Below are 19,666 nucleotides of genomic sequence, written 5' to 3' on the forward strand. Positions count from 1 at the left end.
GTTGCATACCAGCGGCGGCCGTCCGCAGGCCACCACCCACTCACCGCGATGTCATCGCTGCCCAGCCTGGTCCGTTCCGAAAGCCTCGCGCAACAGGCCTGGCACACCATCCGCCGCGCCATCCGCGACGGCAAGCTGGCCCGGGGCCAGTTCTTCTCCGAAACCACGCTGGCCGAGTCGCTGGGCGTGTCGCGCACGCCGGTGCGCGAGGCGCTCCTGAACCTGTTCCGCGACGGCGTGGTCGAGATCGTGCCCAAGCGCGGCTACCGGCTGGTCGAACTCGACGACGAGGCCATCAGCGAGATCCGGCTGCTGCGCGTGGCCCTGGAGCAGCTGGTGGTGGCCCGCCTGTGCGAAACCGCCACGCCGGCGGACATCCGCGAGCTGCGCACCATCCTCAAGGGCAAGGGGCGCAGCCAGGAGGACATGTACACCATCGACGAGGCCTTCCACATCCGGATGGCGGAGCTGGCGCGCCTGTTCCACATCCGGCGCGAGCTCCTGGGCGTGCGCGGCAAGATGTACCTGATCGCCAGCGGCACGCGCGTCACGGCGCTGCGCAACGAGAAGGTGGTGGCCGAGCACGCCGAGCTGCTCGACGCGCTGGAAGCGCGCGACTGCCGGCGCGCGCGCCGCGTGGTCACCGAGCATGTGGAGCGCTCGGTGGATGCGTTCGTGGCGGCGCGTGACCAGTTGCGCCAGCAGGAGCGCCTCCAGCGCCTGGCGTGAGCTGCGCCTGCGCGAGGCAGGCGTAATAGCGCTCGTTGTCCCAGCCGCTGGCGCGCGCGAAGTACAGCAGGGCCATGGGGTGCGCCCCCGCCTGCCACAGCGCCGCCATGTCCTGGCGGCGCACCGCCTCGCGCAACGCGGCGGACAGGGGCGCGTCCGCGAGCACCGCCTCGGCATCGGCCGCGAAGTCCGCCCGGCGATGGCCGCGCGTGATGTCCACCAGGAACTGCGTGAGGGCGCCCGCGCTCATGCGGCCTCCCACAGGAGCTGGTGCACGCCGCTGTCCCAGCCCGGCGCGTAGGCGATCGAGGTGACCACGGTGGGCCGGCGCGCCTGCGCCGCGCCGGCCGCCGCGACCCAGTTGCGGATCTCGTGCGTGCCGTTGCCGATGCGGTCCAGCATCGCGTCCGGGTACGCGCAGGCGCGCTCCAGTTCGCCGGCCACCAGCGCCTGCACGAAGTCGGCGTCGAAGTCCGGGTCGTTGCGCTCCATGCCGGGCGCGCCGACGATGTGCGAGAGCCCGCCGGTGGCCAGCACGCCCACGCGCCGGCCGAGCGCCGAGCGGCCCACGATGTCCGCCACGGCCCCGCCCAGCGCGCGGCAGCGCGCGAGCGGCGGCAGGGGCGCGAAGAGGCTGTTGATGATCACGGGAATCACCGCCGCGTCCGGTGCGATCCCGAGCTGCGCGAGCGGCAGCGTGGTGCCGTGGTCCAGGCGCAGCTCGATGGAATGCGCGGGATCGAAGCCACGCGCGTACAGCCCGCTGACGATCTCCTGCGCGAGCGCCGGATCGCCCGGTCGCGCCTGCGGCGCGAGCTTGAACTGCGGCTCGGGAAAGGCGGCGTGGCGCTCGCCCACGCCGACGACGAAGGGCGGCGCCATCCGGGGCTGCAGGTTGACGATGTGCTCGCTCGTGAAGACCACCAGGGTGTCGATGCCCGCATCGGCGATGGCCTGGCCCAGGCGCCGGAAGCCGGCTTCGGTGGCGGCGCGATGCCCGGCCGAGGCGCGCTCGGGCCAGGCGGTCATGTAGGGGAAGTGGACGGTTGCGGCGACCAGCACGGAGGCACCTTTCAGAAGAACACGCTCAGGCCCTGCTTGCCCACCGACTGGCGGTCCAGCACCACGCGCCGGTGGCGCAGGCGCAGTCCGCCGTCGGTCGGCACCAGCGTGTCGGTGCGGTCGCCGCTGAACTGCTGCTCCATGTTCCAGCGGTACTGCAGCAAGAGCAGGTTGCTGCGCACGACGAGGCTTGCGCCATCTTCCTCGGACACGTCGATGACCTGCACGAAGTAGCGCAGTCGCGAGGGCGGCTGTTCCACCCAGGACTGCCGGCTTTCCAGCTTGTCCACGCGCGCGCTCAGCAGCGTGAAGTCCTCGTCGTAGTAGCCCAGCTCGTTTTCGCGCGTGACCAGGCCCTGCAGGGTGGAGGTGGTCACGGGCACGTGGTAACGCACGGCCGGGTCCATGAGGCCCAGCCACTCGCGGTAGCGGCGGTCCTGCAGCAGCAGGATCTCGCGCCGGTAGAAGCCTTCGACGGCTCGCCAGTGGCTCTCGCCCGGGATCTCTGACATGGCCTCAGTCCTGCATGAGTTTCGCGTAGTGCCGGTAGAAGGCCCGCTGGTTGGCCTCCGTCATCAGGATGTCGCTGCAGCTGCCGGGGAAAGGCGTGCCGTAGCGTTCGGACGTGGGCGCCTCGCGGCCCAGGCCCATCTGGTAGTTGAAGCGGCCCTGCCGGCCGATGTGCCCGCGCAGCGCGTCCTGCACGCTCTGCCAGATGTCGCCGTCGTCCTGCTCGAAGATGCCCCCCGGCCCGAAGGCCAGCGAGTAGCGCTGTCGCACCGCGGCCTTGAGTTCGGCCGGCATGGACTTGTCCACGATGCACCAGGAGTGCACCTCGATCTTGTCGACGCCGCGTGGATGCCAGACCCGGAAGGAGCGAAAGCGCGCGCTGTCCAGGAAGGAGAAGTTGGGAAACAGCGTGCCCACGCCGATGGGCACGAAGGCTTCGGCGTCCTGCCCGTAGCGCGCGGCGAACTCGGCGCGCATGCGGGCCATGAAGGCGTCGTACTCGGTGGGCACGGCCGTGCCCTGCTGCGCGCCGCCACGTTCACTGCCGATGGAGTGGCCGTTGCCGGTCTGGATGCAGTAGCCGTGGTTGGTGAGCTGGCTGCGGTAGCCCATCTCGACGCCGGCGCCGTGCGTGGAGGGCACGTGGTAGTGGTCGCCCGCGAAGTTCTCGGAAGGAATCTTCCAGTTCACGTCGATGGTCCACTTGTGCACGCCGCCGATCTGCTCGGTGCCGCCGTCCATGCGCGTGAGCATCAGCTCCAGGTAGAAGGCCATGTCGCCCAGGTACTCGCGCAGGCTGGGTGCCGCGGGATCCCAGCTGGCGAAGATCATGCCGCTGAAGCTCTCCACCTTCGGCACTTCGCGCAGGCCGTGGCGGCTGCGGTCCAGCGTGCTGCCGTAGACCGCGTCCTGGCGCGGCACGCCCACGAGCTGGCCCTCGGTGCTGAAGGTCCAGGAGTGGTAGGGGCAGCGGAAGGCGCCGGTCACGCCCGAGTCCACCCGGCACACCTTGGCGCCCCGGTGGCTGCAGCTGTTGAGGAAGGCGCGCAGTCGTCCCTCGGCCTTGTCGCGCAGCACGATCACCGGGTCTTCGCCCATGGTGGTGGTGAAGAAGGCGCCGCGCACCGGCAGCTCGCTTTCGTGGCCCAGGTACAGCCAGCAGCGCGCGAAGATGCGCTCCTGCTCCAGGCGGTACAGGTGCTCGTCCACGAAGATGCGCCGGTCCACGGCCGAGCCGTCGGCGGCGAAGAGCTCGCCGGCGCGGTAGGGGCCGATGCCGGCGTCGGCCGCGATGGGGGGCGGCAGCGGGGGAGTGGCTTCGTTCATGTCGCGTGTCCTGGTCGGTCTGTCGCTCGCCCTAGCCGGTGGGCCCCGGCGCATCCCACGAGGCGGGCCTCGGCCCGCGCACGGCGGTGCCCGCGTCGAGCGCCAGCACGGTGCCGGTGGCGGTCCGCGCGCTGGCGTCCGAGGCGAGGAAGACATAGGCGGCCGCGTAGTCCTGCGGCTGCGCAATCGCCTGCAGGGGCATGTCCGCGGGGGTCGGCCCGCCGCTGCCCTGGCCCTGGGCGAGGCACTCGATGCCGGAAAGCCCCGTGGGCACGAAGCCCGGCGCCACGGCATTGACGCGCACGTGGGGCGCGAGCTCCAGCGCCAGCTGGCGCGTGAGGCCATTGACCGCGTGCTTGGCCGCGATGTAGAGCACGCCGCCGAAGCCCGCGTGCGTGCCCGAGACGGAACTGGTGAAGACGATGCAGCCGCGCGTGGCCGTCAGTGCATCGAGCGCGGCGCGCGCGCCCAGCAGGTAGCCCTTGACGTCCACCGCGAACAGCTCGTCGAAGGCGCGGTCCAGCTCGGCGGGCGAGAAGCCGCGGAAGCTGCGCCGGTTGTCGTAGATGCCGGCATTGCCCACGAAGACGTCCAGCCGGCCGAAGCGCGACAGCGCATGCGCCACCGCGCGCTCGTTGTCGGCGGGGCTGCGCACATCGCCCGTGACGGCCGCCCAGGCCTCGGGCTTTCCGGCCAGGGTGGCTTCCCTGCGGTCGAAGGCGAGCACGCGGGCGCCTTCGGCCAGGAAGCGTTCGGCCACCGCGCGACCGATGCCGCCGGCCGCTCCGGTCACGAGGGCCACCTTGCCGTCGAGCTGAGGCGCCATGGGTGTGCACTCCTTGTCTGCTGGCGGACCGGCGTCCGGTCCGAACGTCGCCCGCGCATGTTGACGCGTCCGGGCGGTGCTCGCTAGTATTCTACGGTAGTATGCTACGACGTCGAGCCCGACGCTGCTCTCTTGCGCGGCAAGCCCGCCGCAAGCCAAGCCTGTGCCAAGGAAAGGAATTCGCATGAAGAAGACCCTGATCGGCCTGATGGTCGCCGGTGCGTCGGGGGCCCTGTGGGCCGAGATCGTGGTGGGCGTGTCCGCCAGCACCACCGGCCCGGGCGCCTCGCTCGGCCTGCACGTGGCCAACGCGGTGGCCATCCTGCCCAAGACCATCGCGGGCGAGCCGGTGCGCTACGTGATGCTCGACGACGGCAGCGACCCGACGCTGGGCGCCAAGAACGTGCGCCGCTTGGTGAGCGAGGACAAGGTGGACGTGATCATCGGCTCCAGCACGGTGCCGGTGGCGCTGTCGCAGGGCGCCGTGGCCAACGAAAGCCGCGTGGCTTTCCTCGCGCTGTGCCCCATTCCCATCGATCCGGCCAAGCAGTCCTACCTGTACGCCGTGCCGCAGCCCATTCCCCTGATGCTGGATGCGGTCGTCGAGCACATGCAGGCCAACAAGGTGAAGAAGGTCGGCTACATCGGCTTCGCCGATTCCTGGGGCGACCTGAACTTGAGGAGCCTCAAGGGCCTGGGCGAGAAGAACGGCATCGAGGTCACGACCGACGAGCGCTACGCGCGCCCGGACACCTCCGTGACCGCCCAGATGCTCAAGGTGCTGTCCACCAGCCCCGACGCCGTCTTCGTGGGCGCCTCGGGCACGCCCGCCGCGCTGCCGCAGATCGCCGCCGCGGACCGCGGCTACCGAAAGCCCATGTATCACACGCACGGCGTGGTCAACAACGACTTCATCCGCGTGGGCGGCAAGCGGGCCGAAGGCGCCATCGCACCCACCGGGCCGGTGGTCGTGGCCGAGCAGCTGCCGGCGGACAACCCGCTCAAGGCGCCGGGCCTGGAGTTCCTCAAGAAGTACGAGGGGGCCTACGGCGCGGGCAGCCGCAACGCCTTCGCGGCCTACGCCTGGGACGCCGGCGCCATCATCCAGGCGGCGGTGCCGGTGGCGCTCAAGAAGGCCAAGCCGGGTACGCCCGAGTTCCGCCAGGCGATGCGCGACGCCATCGAGAGCAACAACAACGTGCTGGGCACGCACGCGGTCTACAACATGAGCCCCACCGACCACTACGGCGTCGACAAGCGCGCGCGCGTCCTGGTGCGCGTGCAGGACGGCGAGTGGAAGCTGCTGCGGTGAGGGCGGGAGCCTGAAGATGGATGGATTCCGAGTCACGCGCTTCGACGAGGCGCCCCTGGTCACCTACGGGCCGCAAAGCGATCTTCGCGTGCTGGTGGGCGACGACGACAAGAGCACCCCGATCCGCGCTGCGCTGCAGACCTGCCAGCCCGGCTACGACGTGCCTTTCCACAGCCACCCCTATATCGAGTACCTCATCGTGCTCGAAGGCTCGGCGGTGTTCCGCATCGAGGGCGAGGAGATGCGCACCGTCGAATTGGGCAAGGGGGACACGGTGGAACTGCATGCGGGGGTGTGGCATGCCTTCACCACCAGCCCGAGCGAGGTCACGCGCCTGCTGGGCGTTCACATTTCCGCCGAACGCATCGTGAACTACAAGCCCGGCGTGAAGACCGACGCGCGGGGCTTTCGCGTGGAGGTTTGAGAAGTCGCATGAGGAAAGCCCCTTGCGGGCATCGCGCTCGCAAGGGGCTTCGTGGCGTTCGAGGGCTGCGGCCGAAGCCGCAGGCGCTCAGAACTGGTTGGCGGCGGGCGAACCGGCCAGCGTATTGGCGGGCACGCTGCGACCGGCTTGCTGCGACAGGTAGGCCGAGCCGCTGTCCTCGGCGCCCATGGCGGAGACGCGCTCGCGGTCGGCCAGGTAGCCGGCACGCACCTGCTCGCGGTCCTGCGTGCTGCGCGCGACGGCCAGCGGGTTGTAGCGGATGGACCAGGGGTTCACGCCGCTTTGCTTGAAGGCGGCCAGTTCGTTCAGGACTTCGGCGCGGCTCTTGACCGACTGCACCGGCTCGGCGTACTGGCCTGCGGGATCGGCTTCACCGGCGAAGCTGGCGACGGAGGCCAGGGTGGCGACGGCGGCGACGAGGAGGGACTTGCGGTTCATGATGATTGCCTTTCAGTGACGGGTTGAATGGGCGGTCGCTGCAATCGGTTCGTTGGTTTGCATCGGCCGTGTGGTCACTGTAGGAGGGGGTCATTAGCCGGCCCTTAGCGGTTTCTTAGGTGCGGGTTAGGTCGGAGACGATGCAACTCCCTCCCCCGTTGGGGGAGGGCAGGGGTGGGGGCCGCGCCACCGACTGCGCTGCTTCGCGCGTGCCCCCATCCCAGCCTTCCCCCAGAGGGGGAAGGTGCCGGGGCCCGCACGGACGTCAGTGCCCCAGTCCGGCTCACTCCGGAAACTTGATCACCGGTCCCTGGGGCGCCTTGCCCGGGGGCAGGTACTCGGGCGCAGGATCACCCGCCGGGCCGAGGTGGCGCACGAAGCGGTGGATCGAGGCGAGGTCCTGGTCGGTCATGTCGCGCAAAGCGAACCAGGGCATGGGCGGGCGCATCTCGTGCGTCTTCGCGTACTTGATCCATTCGGCCTGCGACATGCGCTGCATCAAGAGGCGCAGGTTGGCCGGGTAGGTGGTGCCCCAGGGGCCCTGGAAGCCGAGCTTGTCGCCGACCAGCCATTGCGCTTCGGGCACCTTGCCGCCGGCCTGCGCATAGCCGGGCGTGTGGCAGTCGTTGCAGCCGGCGATCTTCGCGAGGTAGCGGCCGCGCTCGACCGAGCCCTGCGCGGGCTTGGCCGCTTGCTGGGCGAACGCGGTGGACAAGGCACAGGCACCCGCGAGCGCGATGAAGGCGCTGCGCAGGAACGAAGACGGACGCTGGGGCATGGCATTCCTTCGCAACCGGCCGCACCGGGACCGGACGACGCCAAGGTAGCCGGACGGCCGGCGAATGCAAGCCATCCGGTATCCAGATGCACGCCAGAGCAGCCGGGGCTCAGGCCAGTTCGAGCCGCGCCACCAGGCCCTGCGCGTCGCTGCGGTTGCGCAGCACGATGCGCAGGCCGCAGCGCTGGGCGGCGGCATGGGCGATGGACAGGCCCAGGCCGCTGCCACCGGCGCGGCTGCCGGGGACGCGGTAGAAGCGGTCGAAGACCCGCTCCAGCAGCTCGGGCGGGATGCCCGGGCCGGTGTCGATGACCTCGATCACGGGCCGGCCGTCCGAGACCTCCAGGTGCACGTCCACCACGCCGCCTTCGGGCGTGTAGCGCAGCGCGTTCTCGATCAGGTTGTCCAGCGCGCTGCGCAGGTCCGAGGGCGCGCAGCGCAGGTGCACCGGCGCACGCGCCTGGCCGGTGACGCCGATGTCGATGCCGCGCTGGTCCGCCAGCGCGATGAGGGCGTTGACGCTCTCGCGCACCTGCGCCTGCAGGTCCACCAGCACCGGCGCCTCGGGCACGGCGGCGGTCTGGCGTGAGAGCTTGAGCAGCTGGTCCACCGTGCGGCTGGCACGCTGCACGCCCAGCGAGAGCTGGCCCAGGCTCTCCTGGCAGGCGCCGGCCGGCATGTCGCGGCACACGTTCTCCAGCTGCAGGGCCACCGCCGTGATGGGCGTGCGCAGCTCGTGCGCGGCGTCCTGCACCAGGCGGCGCTGGGCGGCGAAGGCATCGCGCAGGCGCGTGAGCAGGCTGTTGAAGGAGGCCACCATGGGCTTGAGTTCGGCCGGCACGCGGTCCAGCGGGATCTCCTGGATGCTGTTCTCGTCCTGGTTCGCCGCCTGCGCGCCGATGTCCTCCACCGCGCGCGACATGGCGCCCGAGAAGAACCAGAGCACGGCCAGGGCCAGCGGCAGCAGCACCAGCACCGGCACCACGGCCGCACCGGCGCGCTCGAAGGCCAGGTGGGCGCGGAAGCGCCCGCTCTGGAACACCTGCACGCGCTCGCCGTCGGCCTTGGGCGGAGCCGCATAGACCCGCCAGCGCTGGCCGTCCACGCGGACGTCCTCGAAGCCGGGCGCCGGCAGCAGGCCCGCGCGCAGCGGCGGCCAGGAGCTGGCGCGCAGGCGCCCGTTCGCGTCGTAGACCTGCACCACGTAGTCGCCCCACTCGTGCACCCGCTCTGCGCTGCTGGACAGGGGCATGGCGCCGCCTTCCTGCCAGGCCGCGGACGCGCCGAGCTGCTCCATCTGGTTGTCCATGAACTGCCGCACCATGGTGGTGTAGCTCCAGTAGGCCGAGGCGGCCGAGATCAGCGCCACCACGACGAAGACCGGCAGCAGCCAGAGCAGCAGTGCGCGGCGCAGCGAGCACAGGCGCCCGCGCGGGAAGACGTGGAACTTCCAGCGGCCGGGGCCGGACGCCTCGGGGAACCAGGCGGGGGCGGTGCGCGCGTCGTCGGTGTTCATGCGGTGGAGGAGTGGGTCGAGGACGCCGCGGCGATGCGCCAGCCCAGCCCCCTGACGTTGCGGATGGCGTCGGGGCCGAGCTTGCGGCGCATGCCGTGGATCAGGACATCGACGGCGTTGCTGCTGACTTCCTCGCCCCAGCCGTAGATGCGGTTCTCCAGCTGCTCACGCGAGAGGATGGCGCCGGGCCGCTCCAGCAGCGCGTGCAGCAGCGCGAATTCACGCGCGGACAGCTGCGTGCGCTCGCCGGCCACCAGCACCTCGCGCGTGGTGAGGTCCAGCTGCAGCGAGGGCGCGCCGATGACCGAATGCGCGCTGCCGTCGCGGCGCCGGATGATGGCGCGCATGCGGGCCAGCAGCTCGCGCAGCTCGTAGGGCTTGACCAGGTAGTCGTCGGCGCCGCCGTCCAGGCCCGTGATGCGGTCGTCCAGCCCGTCGCGGGCGGTCAGCACCAGCACCGGCGTGCGGTCGCCCTTCTCGCGCGCGATGCGCAGGAACTCGATGCCGTCGCGCTTGGGCAGGCCCAGGTCGAGCAGCACGCAGGCGTAGTCGCCGTCGGCCAGCGCGCTCTGGGCGAGCAGGCCATCCTTGACCCAGTCCACCGACCAGCCGTTGGCGGCCAGGGCCGGTTTGAGGCTCTGGCCGATCATCTCGTCGTCTTCAACCAGCAGGACTCTCATGGCATCGCAAGGGGCGTGGGCGTGGAGGGGGTGCGGCCATCTTAGAGCGCGTGTCTTAGGCCGGCGTTAGCGCCTGCATCCATCGCGCCGCTTGCGCGGCCAGCCCCTCGAGCACCTGCGCGTCCGTGCGCCCGGAGCGCACCGGCACGTGGAAGGCATGGTCGGCGCCCTCGGTCTCCTGCAGCGTGGCAAGCGGACCCAGCCGGCGCGCGACCTGCCGCATCAGGTCCTGCTGGGCCAGCGCGTCACGGGTGCCCTGGAGGAAGAGCATGGGCAGGTGCACGGCGGCCAGGTGATCGGCGCGCTGGGTCCCCGGCTTTCCGGCCGGGTGCAGCGGGAACCCGAAGAAGACCAGGCCGTGCACGCCTACGAGCGGCTGCTGCGCCTGCGCCTGCGAACCCATGCGGGCGCCGAAGGACTTGCCGCCGCAGAAGAGGGGAAGCTCGGGCCACAGGGCCTGGGCCTGCGCCACGGCAGCGCGCACGGCGGCCTGCGCGACAGCCGGGGCGTCGGGCCGGCGCGAGCCCGTTTCCATGAAGGGGAACTGGAAGCGCAGCGTGGCGATGCCCTGCGCGGCGAGCGCTGTCGCGAGCGCCTCCATGAAGGGGTGCTGCATGCCCGCGCCGGCGCCGTGGGCCAGGACCAGCGCGGCGGTGCAGCGCGTGGGCCGCATCGCGAGTGCGGACACCGAGGCTGCACCTGCCAGTGCGATGCGAAGCGGCGTGGACGGGGCGGGCTGCATGCAGGGGGAGTCTGCCAAAGAAGAGCGCGGGCGGCCGCCACCCCAGCCCTCGACCGGAGGGGGAGGGGGCGCCTACAACCCGACACGGGAGTGTCCGACCACCTGCAGGCCGTGCCCGAGCTAGCGTGACCTGCAGCCGGCCGGACCACGCGGGCCCGGCTTTCGTCCAGACCCAAGCCCGACATGCCCCACGACTTCAATGCCGAAACGATCGCCGCCGAGCTGCTGGTGTCGCCTCAGTTCGACGCCGCCACGGAGGCGCAGCGGCGCATCGACTTCCTCTCTTCCTACCTCGCGACGGCCGGCATGGACAGCCTGGTGCTGGGCATCAGCGGCGGCGTCGATTCGACCACGGCCGGGCGGCTGTGCCAGCTCGCGGTGGAGCGCCTGCGCTCGCAGGGCCGAAGCGCGCGCTTCATCGCCATGCGGCTGCCCTACGGCGAGCAGCGCGACGAGGACGATGCGCAGCTCGCCCTGCAGTTCATCCAGCCCGACGAGACGCTGTTCGTGGACATCCTGCCGGCGGTCCAGGGCCTCGCCGCCGGGCTGCGCGCCGGGCCGCTGGCCTTCGACAGCCCCGCGCAGGAAGACTTCGTCATGGGCAACATCAAGGCGCGCCAGCGCATGGTGGCTCAGTACGCGGTGGCCGGGGCGCGCCGCGGGCTGGTGGTCGGCACCGACCACGCGGCCGAGGCGGTAATGGGCTTTTTCACCAAGTACGGCGACGGCGCCTGCGACGTGGCACCGCTCACCGGGCTCAACAAGCGGCGGGTGCGCGCCATCGCCGCGCACCTGGGCGCACCGCAGGGCCTGGTCGAGAAGGTCCCCACGGCCGACCTGGAGGAGCTGCGCCCGCAGCTGCCCGACGAGGCGGCCTACGGCATCAGCTACGGGCAGATCGACGACTTCCTGGAAGGCAAGCCGGTCCCGCAGAACGTGGTGGACGTGATCCGACGCTTCTACATGGCCAGCCGCCACAAGCGAGCCCTGCCGGCGCATCCGCCGGCGCAGTCCTGAGCGGCATGGACGCCGCAGCCAAGCCCCTCGTCCTGATCACCGGCGCGGCCGGTGACATCGGCTCCACGCTGGCCGAGGCGCTGGGCCAGGACTACACCGTGGTCGGGCTGGACCGCGCCGGCAAGAGCGCCGCCGTCCCGCTGTTCGAGGTGGACCTGGGCTCCGAGGCCTCCGTGCGCGAGGCGCTGCGGCAGCTGCGCGAGCGCCATGGAAGCCGCATCGCCAGCGTGATCCACCTGGCGGCTTACTTCGATTTCACGGGCGAGGACAAGCCGCTGTACGACAAGGTCAACGTGCAGGGCACGCGGGCCCTGCTGCGGGCGCTGCAGGACTTCGAGGTCGAGCAGTTCATCTATGCCGGCACCATGCTGGTCCACGAGGCCACCTCGCCCGGCGAGCGCATCGACGAGAGCCAGCCCATCGCGCCGCGCTGGGCCTATCCCCGGTCCAAGGCCGCCGCCGAGGAGGTGATCCGCCAGGAGCGCGGCCGCATCCCCGTCGTCCTGTTCCACCTCGCCGGCGTGTACGACGAGGCGCGCTGCGTGCCCACGCTGGCCTTCCAGATCGAGCAGATCTACACCCGCGGCTTCCAGAGCCACCTGTACTCGGGCGATCCGCGCGTGGGCCAGTCGCTGCTGCACAAGGAGGACATGGCCGACGCCTTCCGGCGCGCGGTGGACCGGCGCGCCTCGCTGGGCGAGGAGACGGTGCTGCTGATCGGCGAGCCCGATCCCATGGGCTACGACGAGCTGCAGGACGCCATCGGACAGCTGGTGCACGGCGACAAGGAGTGGACGACGCTGCGCATCCCCAAGCCCGCGGCGAAGCTCGGCGCGGCGCTGCAGCAGTCGCTGGAGCCGGTGATCCCCGACGCGGTGGACCATGGCAGGAAGCCCTTCATCCGGCCCTTCATGATCACGCTGTCCGACGACCACTACGCGCTGGACATCGGCCGCGCCCGGGCGCTCCTGGGCTGGGAGCCGCGCCACCGCATCCGCCGGACGCTGCCGCGCCTGATCGCCACGCTCAAGCGCGACCCGCCGGGCTGGATCAAGGCCCACGGCCTGGAGCCGCCCGAGTGGCTGGAGGACGCCGAGGAGGTGGGCCTCGCGCCCGACGCGCTGCGCAGCGAACACGAGGCGCTGGTTCGCGAGCAGCACGGCCGCTACCTCTGGACGCACTTCTTCAACATCGGCCTGGGCTTCTGGCTGCTCACCGGGCCGCCGGCCCTGGGCCTGCAGTCGCTCCCCCTGGCGGTGAGCGACGCGGTCGCGGGCGTGCTGCTGGTGGTGTTCGCTTCCTTGTCCCTGTCCTGGCGCCTGGGCTGGGCCCGCTACGTGTGCGCCTTCATCGGGCTGTGGCTGCTCGCGGCGCCGCTGGTCTTCTGGGCGCCCACCGCGGCGGGCTACCTCAACGACACGCTGGTCGGCATGCTCGTCATGGGCTTCGCCGTGCTCGGCCTGCCGACGCCCGGGGTGTCGCCGGTGGCCCAGCTGCGCGGGCCGGACACGCCGCCGGGCTGGAGCTTCAATCCCTCCAGCTGGACGCAGCGCCTGCCGATCATCGGGCTGGCGCTGGTGGGCCTGCTCATCTCGCGCTATCTCACCGCCTACCAGCTTGGGCACATCGACTCGGTGTGGGACCCCTTCTTCGCCGGCGGGCCCGACCCGAAGAACGGCACCGAGGAAATCATCACCTCCAGCGTCTCCGAGGCCTGGCCCGTGCCGGACGCGGGTCTCGGGGCGCTCACCTACGCGCTGGAGATCCTCACCGGGGTCATCGGCGCGCGCCACCGCTGGCGCAGCATGCCCTGGCTGGTGCTGCTGTTCGGGATGATGATCGTGCCGCTGGGGGCGGTCTCGATCTTCTTCATCATCATCCAGCCGATCTGGATCGGCACCTGGTGCACGCTGTGCCTGATCGGCGCCGCGGCCATGGTGGTGCAGATCCCGTATTCGCTCGACGAGATCGTGGCGACGCTGCAGTTCCTCAGGCGGCGTCGCCGCGCGGGCAAGAGCGTGCTGCTGGTGCTGCTGCGCGGCGACACGGACGAGGGCAGCGCGCCCGTCGAGGCGCCGCGCGAATTCGAGCGCTCGCCGCGCGAGGTCGTGTACGACATGCTGCATGGCGGCGCGGGCCTGCCCTGGTCGCTGGCCGCCTGCATCGCCATCGGCGCCTGGCTCATGTTCAGCCGCGTCGCGCTGGGTGCGGACGGCATGCAGGCGAATGCGGACCACCTGGTCGGCGCCCTGGTCATCACCTTCGCCGTGACGGCCTGCGCCGAGGTCGCGCGGCCGGTGCGCTGGGTCAACGCCGTGCTCGGCATCGCCCTGGTGGGCAGCGGCATCGCCTGGGGCGAGACGACGGCGCAGCTCGCCTCCTCGGTCATCTGCGGCCTCGCGCTGGTGGCGCTGAGCGCGCCGCGCGGGCCGGTGCGGGAGCGCTACGGCGGCTTCCCGGGCACCGCCTGATCAGGACGTCTTTTTCTTCTTGAGCGCCTGGGGCTTGTGCGCGGCCTGCGCGCCGGTCTTGTCGCTTTGCACCAGGTACTGCGGATCGTCGGCGCTGGCCGCCACGTGGTGGGTCTTGATGTCGGTCGGGTGGGTGAGCTTCTTCTTCACCGTGCCGGAGGTGCGGCCCTGGGAGGTGTTCCAGCTGACCTTGTCGCCGCTCTTGAAGGGATCGGGCATGGCTCGTGTTCCTTTGCGTCGGGAAGGCGCGATTGTGGCCAGCCGTGGCGGTTCCCCGGCGTCAGCGGGTTCGCCGCCAGGGCGTCAGGTCGGCCTGACGTGCAGGCCTGCCAACCGCCCGATGGGGTAAGGTGCGGCGTGGCCCGCGGGAGAACCCACCGCAGCGGCCACCACACCAACAAAGGAGACTGCATTCCCATGTCACAGAAGTCTTTCGCGCGCCGCTTTTCGCGCGCCTCCTCCGCCGTCCTGCTCGCCGGCGGCCTCGTTTCCGGCGCGCTCGCGCAGGACGCTTATCCGAACAAGCCCGTCGAAGTGATCGTGCCGTACGCGGCCGGTGGCGGCGTGGACGCCATGGCCCGCGCCTTCGCACGCGAGGCCGGGCAGCGCACGGGCCAGTCCTGGACGGTGGTCAACCGCGACGGCGGCGGCGGCCTCGTCGGCTTCTCGGCCCTGGCGAACGCCGCACCCGACGGCTACAAGGTCATGTTCTCGCCGGCCTCTGCGCTGACCAACGCACCCTTCGTCACGAAGGCCATGCCGTTCAAGGCCGAGCAGATCGAGCCGGTGTGCCAGGTGTTCGAGAACGTGTTTGCGATCGCGGTGCGCCAGGACTCCCCCATCCGCTCGCTGCAGGACCTCGTGGCGCGCGCCAAGGCCGAACCCGGCAAGCTCTCGTACGGCCATGCCGGGCCGGCCTCGGTACCGCACCTGGCGGTCGCCGCGATGGAGAAGGCGCAGGGCCTTCGCTTCAACGCCATCCCCTACCGCGGCGACGGTGCCATGCTGCCCCAGCTCCTGGGCGGGCAGATCGACTTCGGCGCCCCGGCCATCTCCTCCATCGGCGGCAAGGGGCTGCGCGTCCTGGCCGTGCTCTCGGACAAGCGCCATCCCGCGCTGGCCGATGCACCGGCACTGACGGAGGCGGGCTTCCCGGCCGTGACCCCTGGGCTGAACGGCGTCTACGTCCCCGCGGGAACGCCCAAGCCCGTGGTGGACAAGCTGCAGGGCCTGTGCAAGCAGGTGCTGGAGTCCGAGGACTTCAAGAAGGCGGCGCAGACCCTGCAGCAGATCCCGACCTACCTGCCGGCCGATGCCTTCAAGCAGCGGATCGATCGCACCTACAAGATGCACGCCGACCTGGTGCCCGACCTGAACCTGGAGAAGAAGTGAGCACCGCCGCCGGCATGCCCCCCATCCGCCGCGTGCTCACGGCCGACGATGCCGAGGGCCGTTCCTTCATCGCCGAGGACGGTGCATCCCCCGCCGTGCGGGTGGTGCCCGAGCGGCCCGGCTATCGCGTCACCAACCTCTGGCGCACGGCCGGCGGCTCGGCGGTCGATGCACCCGACAGCATCGCCGCGCACCAGGGCGTCTCGCCCCCCGAGGGTGGCACGGTGCTGCGCATCATCGACTTTCCGCCGGAGCCCGCGGACCCCAAGGAACTCGAGCGCATGCTGCAGGCCACCTTCGGCAGCATGTATCGCGACGCGCAGCATCAGCCCAGGCCCGGCGAGCACCCCGGCATGCACCGCACGCGCACGGTGGACTACGCCCTCATGCTGGAAGGCGAGCTGGTCGCCATCCTGGACCGGCAGGAGACCGTGCTGCGCGCCGGCGACGTGCTGATCCAGCGCGGCACCAACCACGCCTGGGCCAACCGCTCGGGCCGGCCGGCGCGCATCGCCTTCGTGCTGGTGGACGCGCGCGCCGCCGCTTGAGCGGCTTGCGGCGGCCAGCCCGAAGGCCTGCTGGCCGGCTACCCGCCGAACTTCAGCGCGATGATGGCGAAGAAGATGAAGCCGATGGCGAAGCCGGAGGTGGTCCACACCCGCCGCGCGGCAGGCTCGTCGGCCTCCGGCACCAGGTCTTCGATGGTGGCCAGCAGCAGCATGCCGGCCACGAAGGCCAGGGCGGTGTTCTGCCAGGCCGTCCCCTGGTCGCGCAGCAGCCAGTAGCCGGCGAGCGCGCCCACCAGCGTGGGCAGGATCAGCGAGGCCGAAGCGGCGATGCGGACGGCGCGCCGCACCTTCTTGTCGCGCAGGTTGGCGATGGTCACCACGCCGCCCGGTATGTTGGCCACGACCTGGCTGAGCGCCAGCATCAGGCCCACGCCGCTGGAGACGGCCGAGCCGATGCCGACCATGAGGCCGTCGCCGAACAGGTCCACGGCCACGGGCAGGTACACGCCCCAGGCGCCCGTCGAGCCCAGCTTCAGCGTTCTCAGCGTGCGGTGCAGCGCCTTGACCATGAGGATGGAGGCGGCCGCGCCGAGCGCGAACCCGGCCACGAGCTGCCAGAGCGCGATGTCATCCAGGATGCGCGGCATCATCTCGATGCTGACCACCGCCACGGCGACGCCGGCGGCGCCGTGCAGCACGGCGCCCAGGGCGGCCGGGGGCAGCCTCCAGAATTCCGCGAGGATGGAGCCGATGACCATGCCCACGGCCGGCAGCAGCGCCAGGCCGACCAGGCGCGTCATTCCGGAATCGAAGAGTGCCTCCATGGCGTCCTTTCAGGGCAGCGGCGGCAGAGTAGGAATGCGGTGCACCGCCTCGCCGCTGGCTTCGGCCATTCTTCCAGAGGCTTCCCTGGCGCGGGGCTCAGGAGACGGCAATCGAGGGGCGGGCGCAAAGACGAGCGTCTGGGGAGGCCGAAACGACAAACCCCTCGTGAGGCGGGGCTCACAAGGGGTTCTGATGGGTGGCGCTTCACGGAGTCCTTGGGGCCATGAGTCCCGTTACTCGCGGCGGGGTGTGCACGCCGGCAGTTCGCCAGGCGAGCCGATGGCATACACGCCCAGCGGCTCCGCCCGGCCGCGGATGTCCACCGCGCGTGCGAGGCTTGGGTCCAGTTGCAGCCCGGCCGTGCGGATAACGAGTTCGGACGCGACGAGCCGAACCGCGAACACCTTGCAGAGTTCCTGCAGCCGCGCGGCGGTATTGACGGTGTCACCCACCGCGGTGAAGGTCCGTGTCTCGCGCCAGCCCACCTCGCCCACCGCGGCAAGCCCCATGTGCAGACCGATACCAAAATCAAGCGTGGCCCCGAACTCGTGCCGCATGCGGTCCCGATGCCGCTGAATTTCGGACTCGATGGCTTGCGTCGCTGCTATCGCCTGCCGGCATGCCGTCGGCACGTCCTGTTCGAGACCGAACAGAGCCATCACGCTGTCGCCGATGAACTGGTTGGGCACGCCGCCGGCGGAGCGGACTGCGGTTCCGACCACCTCGAAAAACTGGTCGAGCACGTACGCGAGGTCGTGCGGCAGATGGCGTTCTGACAGGGTGGTCCAGCGCCGCAAGTCGATGAAGAGCACGACTACTTCGCGTTCCGAACCCAGCGTCGGCACCTCCCTGTCCCGGGCCTGGAGGACCGGTGAGATGCCGATGTCGGCGATGGGCCGCAACTGGCACGCCAGGCGCACGTCGGAGGCGGCCCGAACGCGCCGCAAGGTGCGCAGCTCCGCTTCTGTCGGAAGCGGAAGCGCGGCGGGGTCGCCGGACACGCGGACGCGGCACGTCGAGCACCGTGCCCGGCCGCCGCACAGCGAAAGGTGCGGGATGCCGTGGGCGCGGCTCGCCTCCAGCACCGACCATCCGAGCGGCACGTCGACTGTGCGCTGCGGATACGCGAGGCGCACCAGCCGACCCAGGCGCCGTTCGCGTTGCAGCCGGCCCGCGCGCAGCAGCAGCGCGATCGAGACCAGCCCGAGGAATGCCGCCACGATCCAGTTCGAAAGGAAGCCGAGGTGTTCGGCGTCGGCACCTGAGGGTGGCGCGGCGATTGCGCCGGCCGCCTCGATCGCATCGATCTCGCGCGCCATGTTGACGAAGCCGAGCGCCGCGAGCAGCGGCAGCAGCACCATCGCCGCGAAGGAAACGTAGAACCACTCGCGATAGCACCTGCGGTGGCGCAGGACAAAATGGATTCCGAGGCAGCCGTGCAGCCACGCCAGCACGAGCAGCGCGAGTTGGCGCATGGTGCCGCCGGTGTCCCAGATCGCCGGCACCACGCGGGCGTAGCGATCGTCCACCCCGTATAGTTCGTGCGCCAGCCTGCTGCCGGTGAAGTGCACCGCCAGCAGCACCGGGATGCACAGGCCCACGACGATCCGAACCGCTTCCAGCCAGGGCATGCGAAACGTGTGCCGCTCATGCAATGCCATCAGCGCGAGGCCGACGTGGACGAGAAGGGCGCCGTAGAAGGCGATCGTGGCCGGTCCGTTGCGCCACAAGGCCAAGAAGAGCAGGCGGGCATGCTCCGCCGCCTGCAATGACACCAAGCCGAGCGCATGGTTGAGCAGATGGGTGGTAACGAACAGGAACAGGATCAGGCCTGTCGCGAGCCGAAGGCGGCGCGTCAAGAGCGAGGACGTCAACGATGTCGGAGATGGAGCCATCCAGCCTCGGGTTGCGCAGGATCGATCTGCTGCAAGGCCTGTCCGTTCAACGGCTGAACGAGATCAGCAAGCAATGCGCATGGCGGAATTATCGAGCGGGGCAGCGCCTCGTCTCCCGCGAGGCCGCCGACCGCGACCTGCACATGATCGTGGCGGGCACGGTGCGCGTGACCAGCTATTCGGCGGCAGGCCGCGAGACCAGTTTCCGCGACCTCGAGGCGGGCACCTCGTACGGGGAGCTTTCGGCGCTCGATGGATGCCCGCGTTCGGTGGACGTGGTCGCGATCGATTCCGCGCTGATCGCGTCGCTGTCGCCGGCGGACTTCAAGGCCCTGCTGCGCGAGGAGTGGGTCGTCAACGAGCGCGTGCTGTTGCGCCTCACGGACCTGGTGCGCCGCCTCACCGACCGCGTGCTGGACCTGAGCACGCTCACCGTGCAGCAACGCATCTGCCGTGAACTGCTGCGGCTGGCCGCCAAGGATCACGAGGGCGGTGCTGTCGGACGCATCGACCCGGCACCCAAGCACGCCGAACTGGCCAGCCTGGTCAGCACCTACCGCGAGCAGATCACGCGCGAGATCTCCGCGCTGGTGAAGATGGGCGTGCTCTCGAAGGATGGCAACGCCCTGGTCGTCAACGACGTGGTGCGGCTCGAGCGCATTGCCGGCAGCGACCCCGCGGCCTGACCTGCGGTTTCCGGTGCGTTTGCGCACTTCGCAAGGGAGGGGCGATCTCCAGAATTCACTCTGTCGACGGCGCGAAACAGCAGACGCCGACGCCCCACCAACCTTCTGGAGATCCCTATGAACCGCTACGCGCTCGCTATCGCTTTCGCCACCCTCGCCGCCGCCGGCCAGTCGTTCGCCGACGACATCACCATCGACGACCAGCCCTTCGTCTCCAGCGCCAGCCGCGCGCAGGTGCAGCAGGAGCTGGCGCAGTTCAAGGATCTCGGCGTGGACCCCTGGGCGCTCGACTACAACCCGCTCGTGGAGTTCCGCAGCACGACCAGCCGCGCCAGCGTGGTCGCGGAGTACATCGCCTCGCGCGACGCCGTCGCGGCCTTCAGCGGCGAGGACAGCGGCTCGTCCTTCCTGGCCGCCGGCCAAAGCGATGATTCCCGCGCGTCCACGGTCGCGGGCCAGCCGTCCGCCGCCCTCTGAGGCCGGTGCGTCCTTTCTTCCGCTGCATGT

General features: G+C 70.7%; 22 protein-coding genes. 9 read left to right on the forward strand and 13 right to left on the reverse strand.

The genetic code is table 11. The features are described from left to right. Window positions 1-48 precede the first annotated feature (48 nt). Window positions 49-729, forward strand: coding sequence for a GntR family transcriptional regulator (locus EZ242_RS18170; protein WP_135286615.1), 681 nt, complete (start codon window positions 49-51; stop codon window positions 727-729). On the opposite strand, the gene EZ242_RS18175 is transcribed toward EZ242_RS18170, so the two are convergent. The 5 genes from EZ242_RS18175 to EZ242_RS18195 are packed head-to-tail and all read right to left on the reverse strand — an operon-like array spanning window position 641 to window position 4,453. Beyond that, a complete protein-coding gene (locus EZ242_RS18175) occupies window positions 641-979 on the reverse strand; it encodes a hypothetical protein (RefSeq protein ID WP_135286616.1) in 339 nt (112 codons plus the stop codon). The two genes, EZ242_RS18170 and EZ242_RS18175, sit on opposite strands and share 89 nt — an antisense overlap. Then, a complete protein-coding gene (locus EZ242_RS18180) occupies window positions 976-1,791 on the reverse strand; it encodes a DODA-type extradiol aromatic ring-opening family dioxygenase (RefSeq protein ID WP_135286617.1) in 816 nt (271 codons plus the stop codon). The genes EZ242_RS18175 and EZ242_RS18180 overlap by 4 nt, the downstream gene beginning before the upstream one ends. 11 nt (window positions 1,792-1,802) lie before the next feature. Then, entirely contained in the window at window positions 1,803-2,303 is a 501-nt protein-coding gene (locus tag EZ242_RS18185; RefSeq protein ID WP_135286618.1) for an aromatic-ring-hydroxylating dioxygenase subunit beta, read from the reverse strand. A 4-nt stretch (window positions 2,304-2,307) separates the two neighbouring features. Beyond that, window positions 2,308-3,627: an aromatic ring-hydroxylating dioxygenase subunit alpha gene (locus tag EZ242_RS18190; RefSeq protein ID WP_135286619.1), complete on the reverse strand. Its 1,320-nt coding sequence runs from the start codon at window positions 3,625-3,627 to the stop codon at window positions 2,308-2,310. Window positions 3,628-3,658: 31 nt separating this feature from the next. Beyond that, window positions 3,659-4,453: an SDR family NAD(P)-dependent oxidoreductase gene (locus EZ242_RS18195; RefSeq protein ID WP_135286620.1), complete on the reverse strand. Its 795-nt coding sequence runs from the start codon at window positions 4,451-4,453 to the stop codon at window positions 3,659-3,661. A gap of 184 nt (window positions 4,454-4,637) precedes the next feature. Here EZ242_RS18195 and EZ242_RS18200 point away from each other — a divergent pair, with 184 nt between their 5' ends. Next, window positions 4,638-5,765: an ABC transporter substrate-binding protein gene (locus EZ242_RS18200; protein WP_240787148.1), complete on the forward strand. Its 1,128-nt coding sequence runs from the start codon at window positions 4,638-4,640 to the stop codon at window positions 5,763-5,765. A 16-nt stretch (window positions 5,766-5,781) separates the two neighbouring features. Continuing rightward, window positions 5,782-6,189, forward strand: a complete 408-nt coding sequence (locus EZ242_RS18205; RefSeq protein ID WP_135286621.1) for a cupin domain-containing protein — start codon at window positions 5,782-5,784, stop codon at window positions 6,187-6,189. 87 nt (window positions 6,190-6,276) lie between these two features. Here EZ242_RS18205 and EZ242_RS18210 read toward each other — a convergent pair whose 3' ends face one another. The 5 genes from EZ242_RS18210 to EZ242_RS18230 form a co-directional block, all read right to left on the reverse strand. Then, window positions 6,277-6,648, reverse strand: coding sequence for a DUF4148 domain-containing protein (locus EZ242_RS18210; RefSeq protein WP_135286622.1), 372 nt, complete (start codon window positions 6,646-6,648; stop codon window positions 6,277-6,279). 283 nt (window positions 6,649-6,931) lie between these two features. After that, window positions 6,932-7,426, reverse strand: coding sequence for a c-type cytochrome (locus EZ242_RS18215; RefSeq protein ID WP_135286623.1), 495 nt, complete (start codon window positions 7,424-7,426; stop codon window positions 6,932-6,934). Window positions 7,427-7,535: 109 nt separating this feature from the next. Further along, complete coding sequence (locus tag EZ242_RS18220) at window positions 7,536-8,942, reverse strand: sensor histidine kinase (protein ID WP_135286624.1); 1,407 nt, start codon at window positions 8,940-8,942, stop codon at window positions 7,536-7,538. Next, window positions 8,939-9,622 carry a response regulator gene (locus tag EZ242_RS18225; RefSeq protein ID WP_135286625.1) on the reverse strand — a complete coding sequence of 228 codons (684 nt, stop codon included), beginning with the start codon at window positions 9,620-9,622 and terminating at the stop codon, window positions 8,939-8,941. Before EZ242_RS18225 ends, EZ242_RS18220 begins: the two co-directional genes overlap by 4 nt. Window positions 9,623-9,677: 55 nt before the next feature. After that, window positions 9,678-10,364: an alpha/beta hydrolase family protein gene (locus tag EZ242_RS18230; protein WP_135286626.1), complete on the reverse strand. Its 687-nt coding sequence runs from the start codon at window positions 10,362-10,364 to the stop codon at window positions 9,678-9,680. Between the two features lie 183 nt (window positions 10,365-10,547). Between EZ242_RS18230 and nadE the strand changes: the two genes are divergently transcribed. Next, a complete protein-coding gene (gene nadE / locus EZ242_RS18235; protein ID WP_135286627.1) occupies window positions 10,548-11,381 on the forward strand; it encodes an ammonia-dependent NAD(+) synthetase in 834 nt (277 codons plus the stop codon). Window positions 11,382-11,386: 5 nt separating this feature from the next. Then, on the forward strand, window positions 11,387-13,852 hold the full coding sequence (locus tag EZ242_RS18240; RefSeq protein ID WP_135286628.1) for a vitamin K epoxide reductase family protein: 2,466 nt from the start codon (window positions 11,387-11,389) through the stop codon (window positions 13,850-13,852). Here the strand turns inward: EZ242_RS18240 and EZ242_RS18245 are convergent, their stop codons facing one another. Then, window positions 13,853-14,071, reverse strand: coding sequence for a hypervirulence associated TUDOR domain-containing protein (locus EZ242_RS18245; protein WP_135286629.1), 219 nt, complete (start codon window positions 14,069-14,071; stop codon window positions 13,853-13,855). It lies immediately after the preceding gene. 198 nt (window positions 14,072-14,269) lie between these two features. Here EZ242_RS18245 and EZ242_RS18250 point away from each other — a divergent pair, with 198 nt between their 5' ends. Together EZ242_RS18250 and EZ242_RS18255 are read left to right on the forward strand one after the other, a co-directional pair. Continuing rightward, window positions 14,270-15,244, forward strand: a complete 975-nt coding sequence (locus EZ242_RS18250) for a Bug family tripartite tricarboxylate transporter substrate binding protein (protein WP_135286630.1) — start codon at window positions 14,270-14,272, stop codon at window positions 15,242-15,244. Next, window positions 15,241-15,792 carry a cupin domain-containing protein gene (locus EZ242_RS18255; RefSeq protein WP_240787149.1) on the forward strand — a complete coding sequence of 184 codons (552 nt, stop codon included), beginning with the start codon at window positions 15,241-15,243 and terminating at the stop codon, window positions 15,790-15,792. Before EZ242_RS18250 ends, EZ242_RS18255 begins: the two co-directional genes overlap by 4 nt. Before the next feature lie 38 nt (window positions 15,793-15,830). Here EZ242_RS18255 and EZ242_RS18260 read toward each other — a convergent pair whose 3' ends face one another. Beyond that, window positions 15,831-16,577: a ZIP family metal transporter gene (locus tag EZ242_RS18260; protein ID WP_135286631.1), complete on the reverse strand. Its 747-nt coding sequence runs from the start codon at window positions 16,575-16,577 to the stop codon at window positions 15,831-15,833. A gap of 234 nt (window positions 16,578-16,811) precedes the next feature. Beyond that, window positions 16,812-18,452, reverse strand: a complete 1,641-nt coding sequence (locus EZ242_RS18265; protein WP_240787150.1) for an adenylate/guanylate cyclase domain-containing protein — start codon at window positions 18,450-18,452, stop codon at window positions 16,812-16,814. Between the two features lie 2 nt (window positions 18,453-18,454). Between EZ242_RS18265 and EZ242_RS18270 the strand changes: the two genes are divergently transcribed. Together EZ242_RS18270 and EZ242_RS18275 are read left to right on the forward strand one after the other, a co-directional pair. Then, window positions 18,455-19,159, forward strand: a complete 705-nt coding sequence (locus EZ242_RS18270) for a Crp/Fnr family transcriptional regulator (protein ID WP_135286633.1) — start codon at window positions 18,455-18,457, stop codon at window positions 19,157-19,159. A gap of 117 nt (window positions 19,160-19,276) precedes the next feature. Then, window positions 19,277-19,636: a DUF4148 domain-containing protein gene (locus EZ242_RS18275; protein ID WP_135286634.1), complete on the forward strand. Its 360-nt coding sequence runs from the start codon at window positions 19,277-19,279 to the stop codon at window positions 19,634-19,636. The last annotated feature ends 30 nt before the right edge of the window (window positions 19,637-19,666 follow it).

The sequence above is a fragment of the Ramlibacter rhizophilus genome, from assembly GCF_004681965.1.
Taxonomy (GTDB): domain Bacteria; phylum Pseudomonadota; class Gammaproteobacteria; order Burkholderiales; family Burkholderiaceae_C; genus Ramlibacter; species Ramlibacter rhizophilus.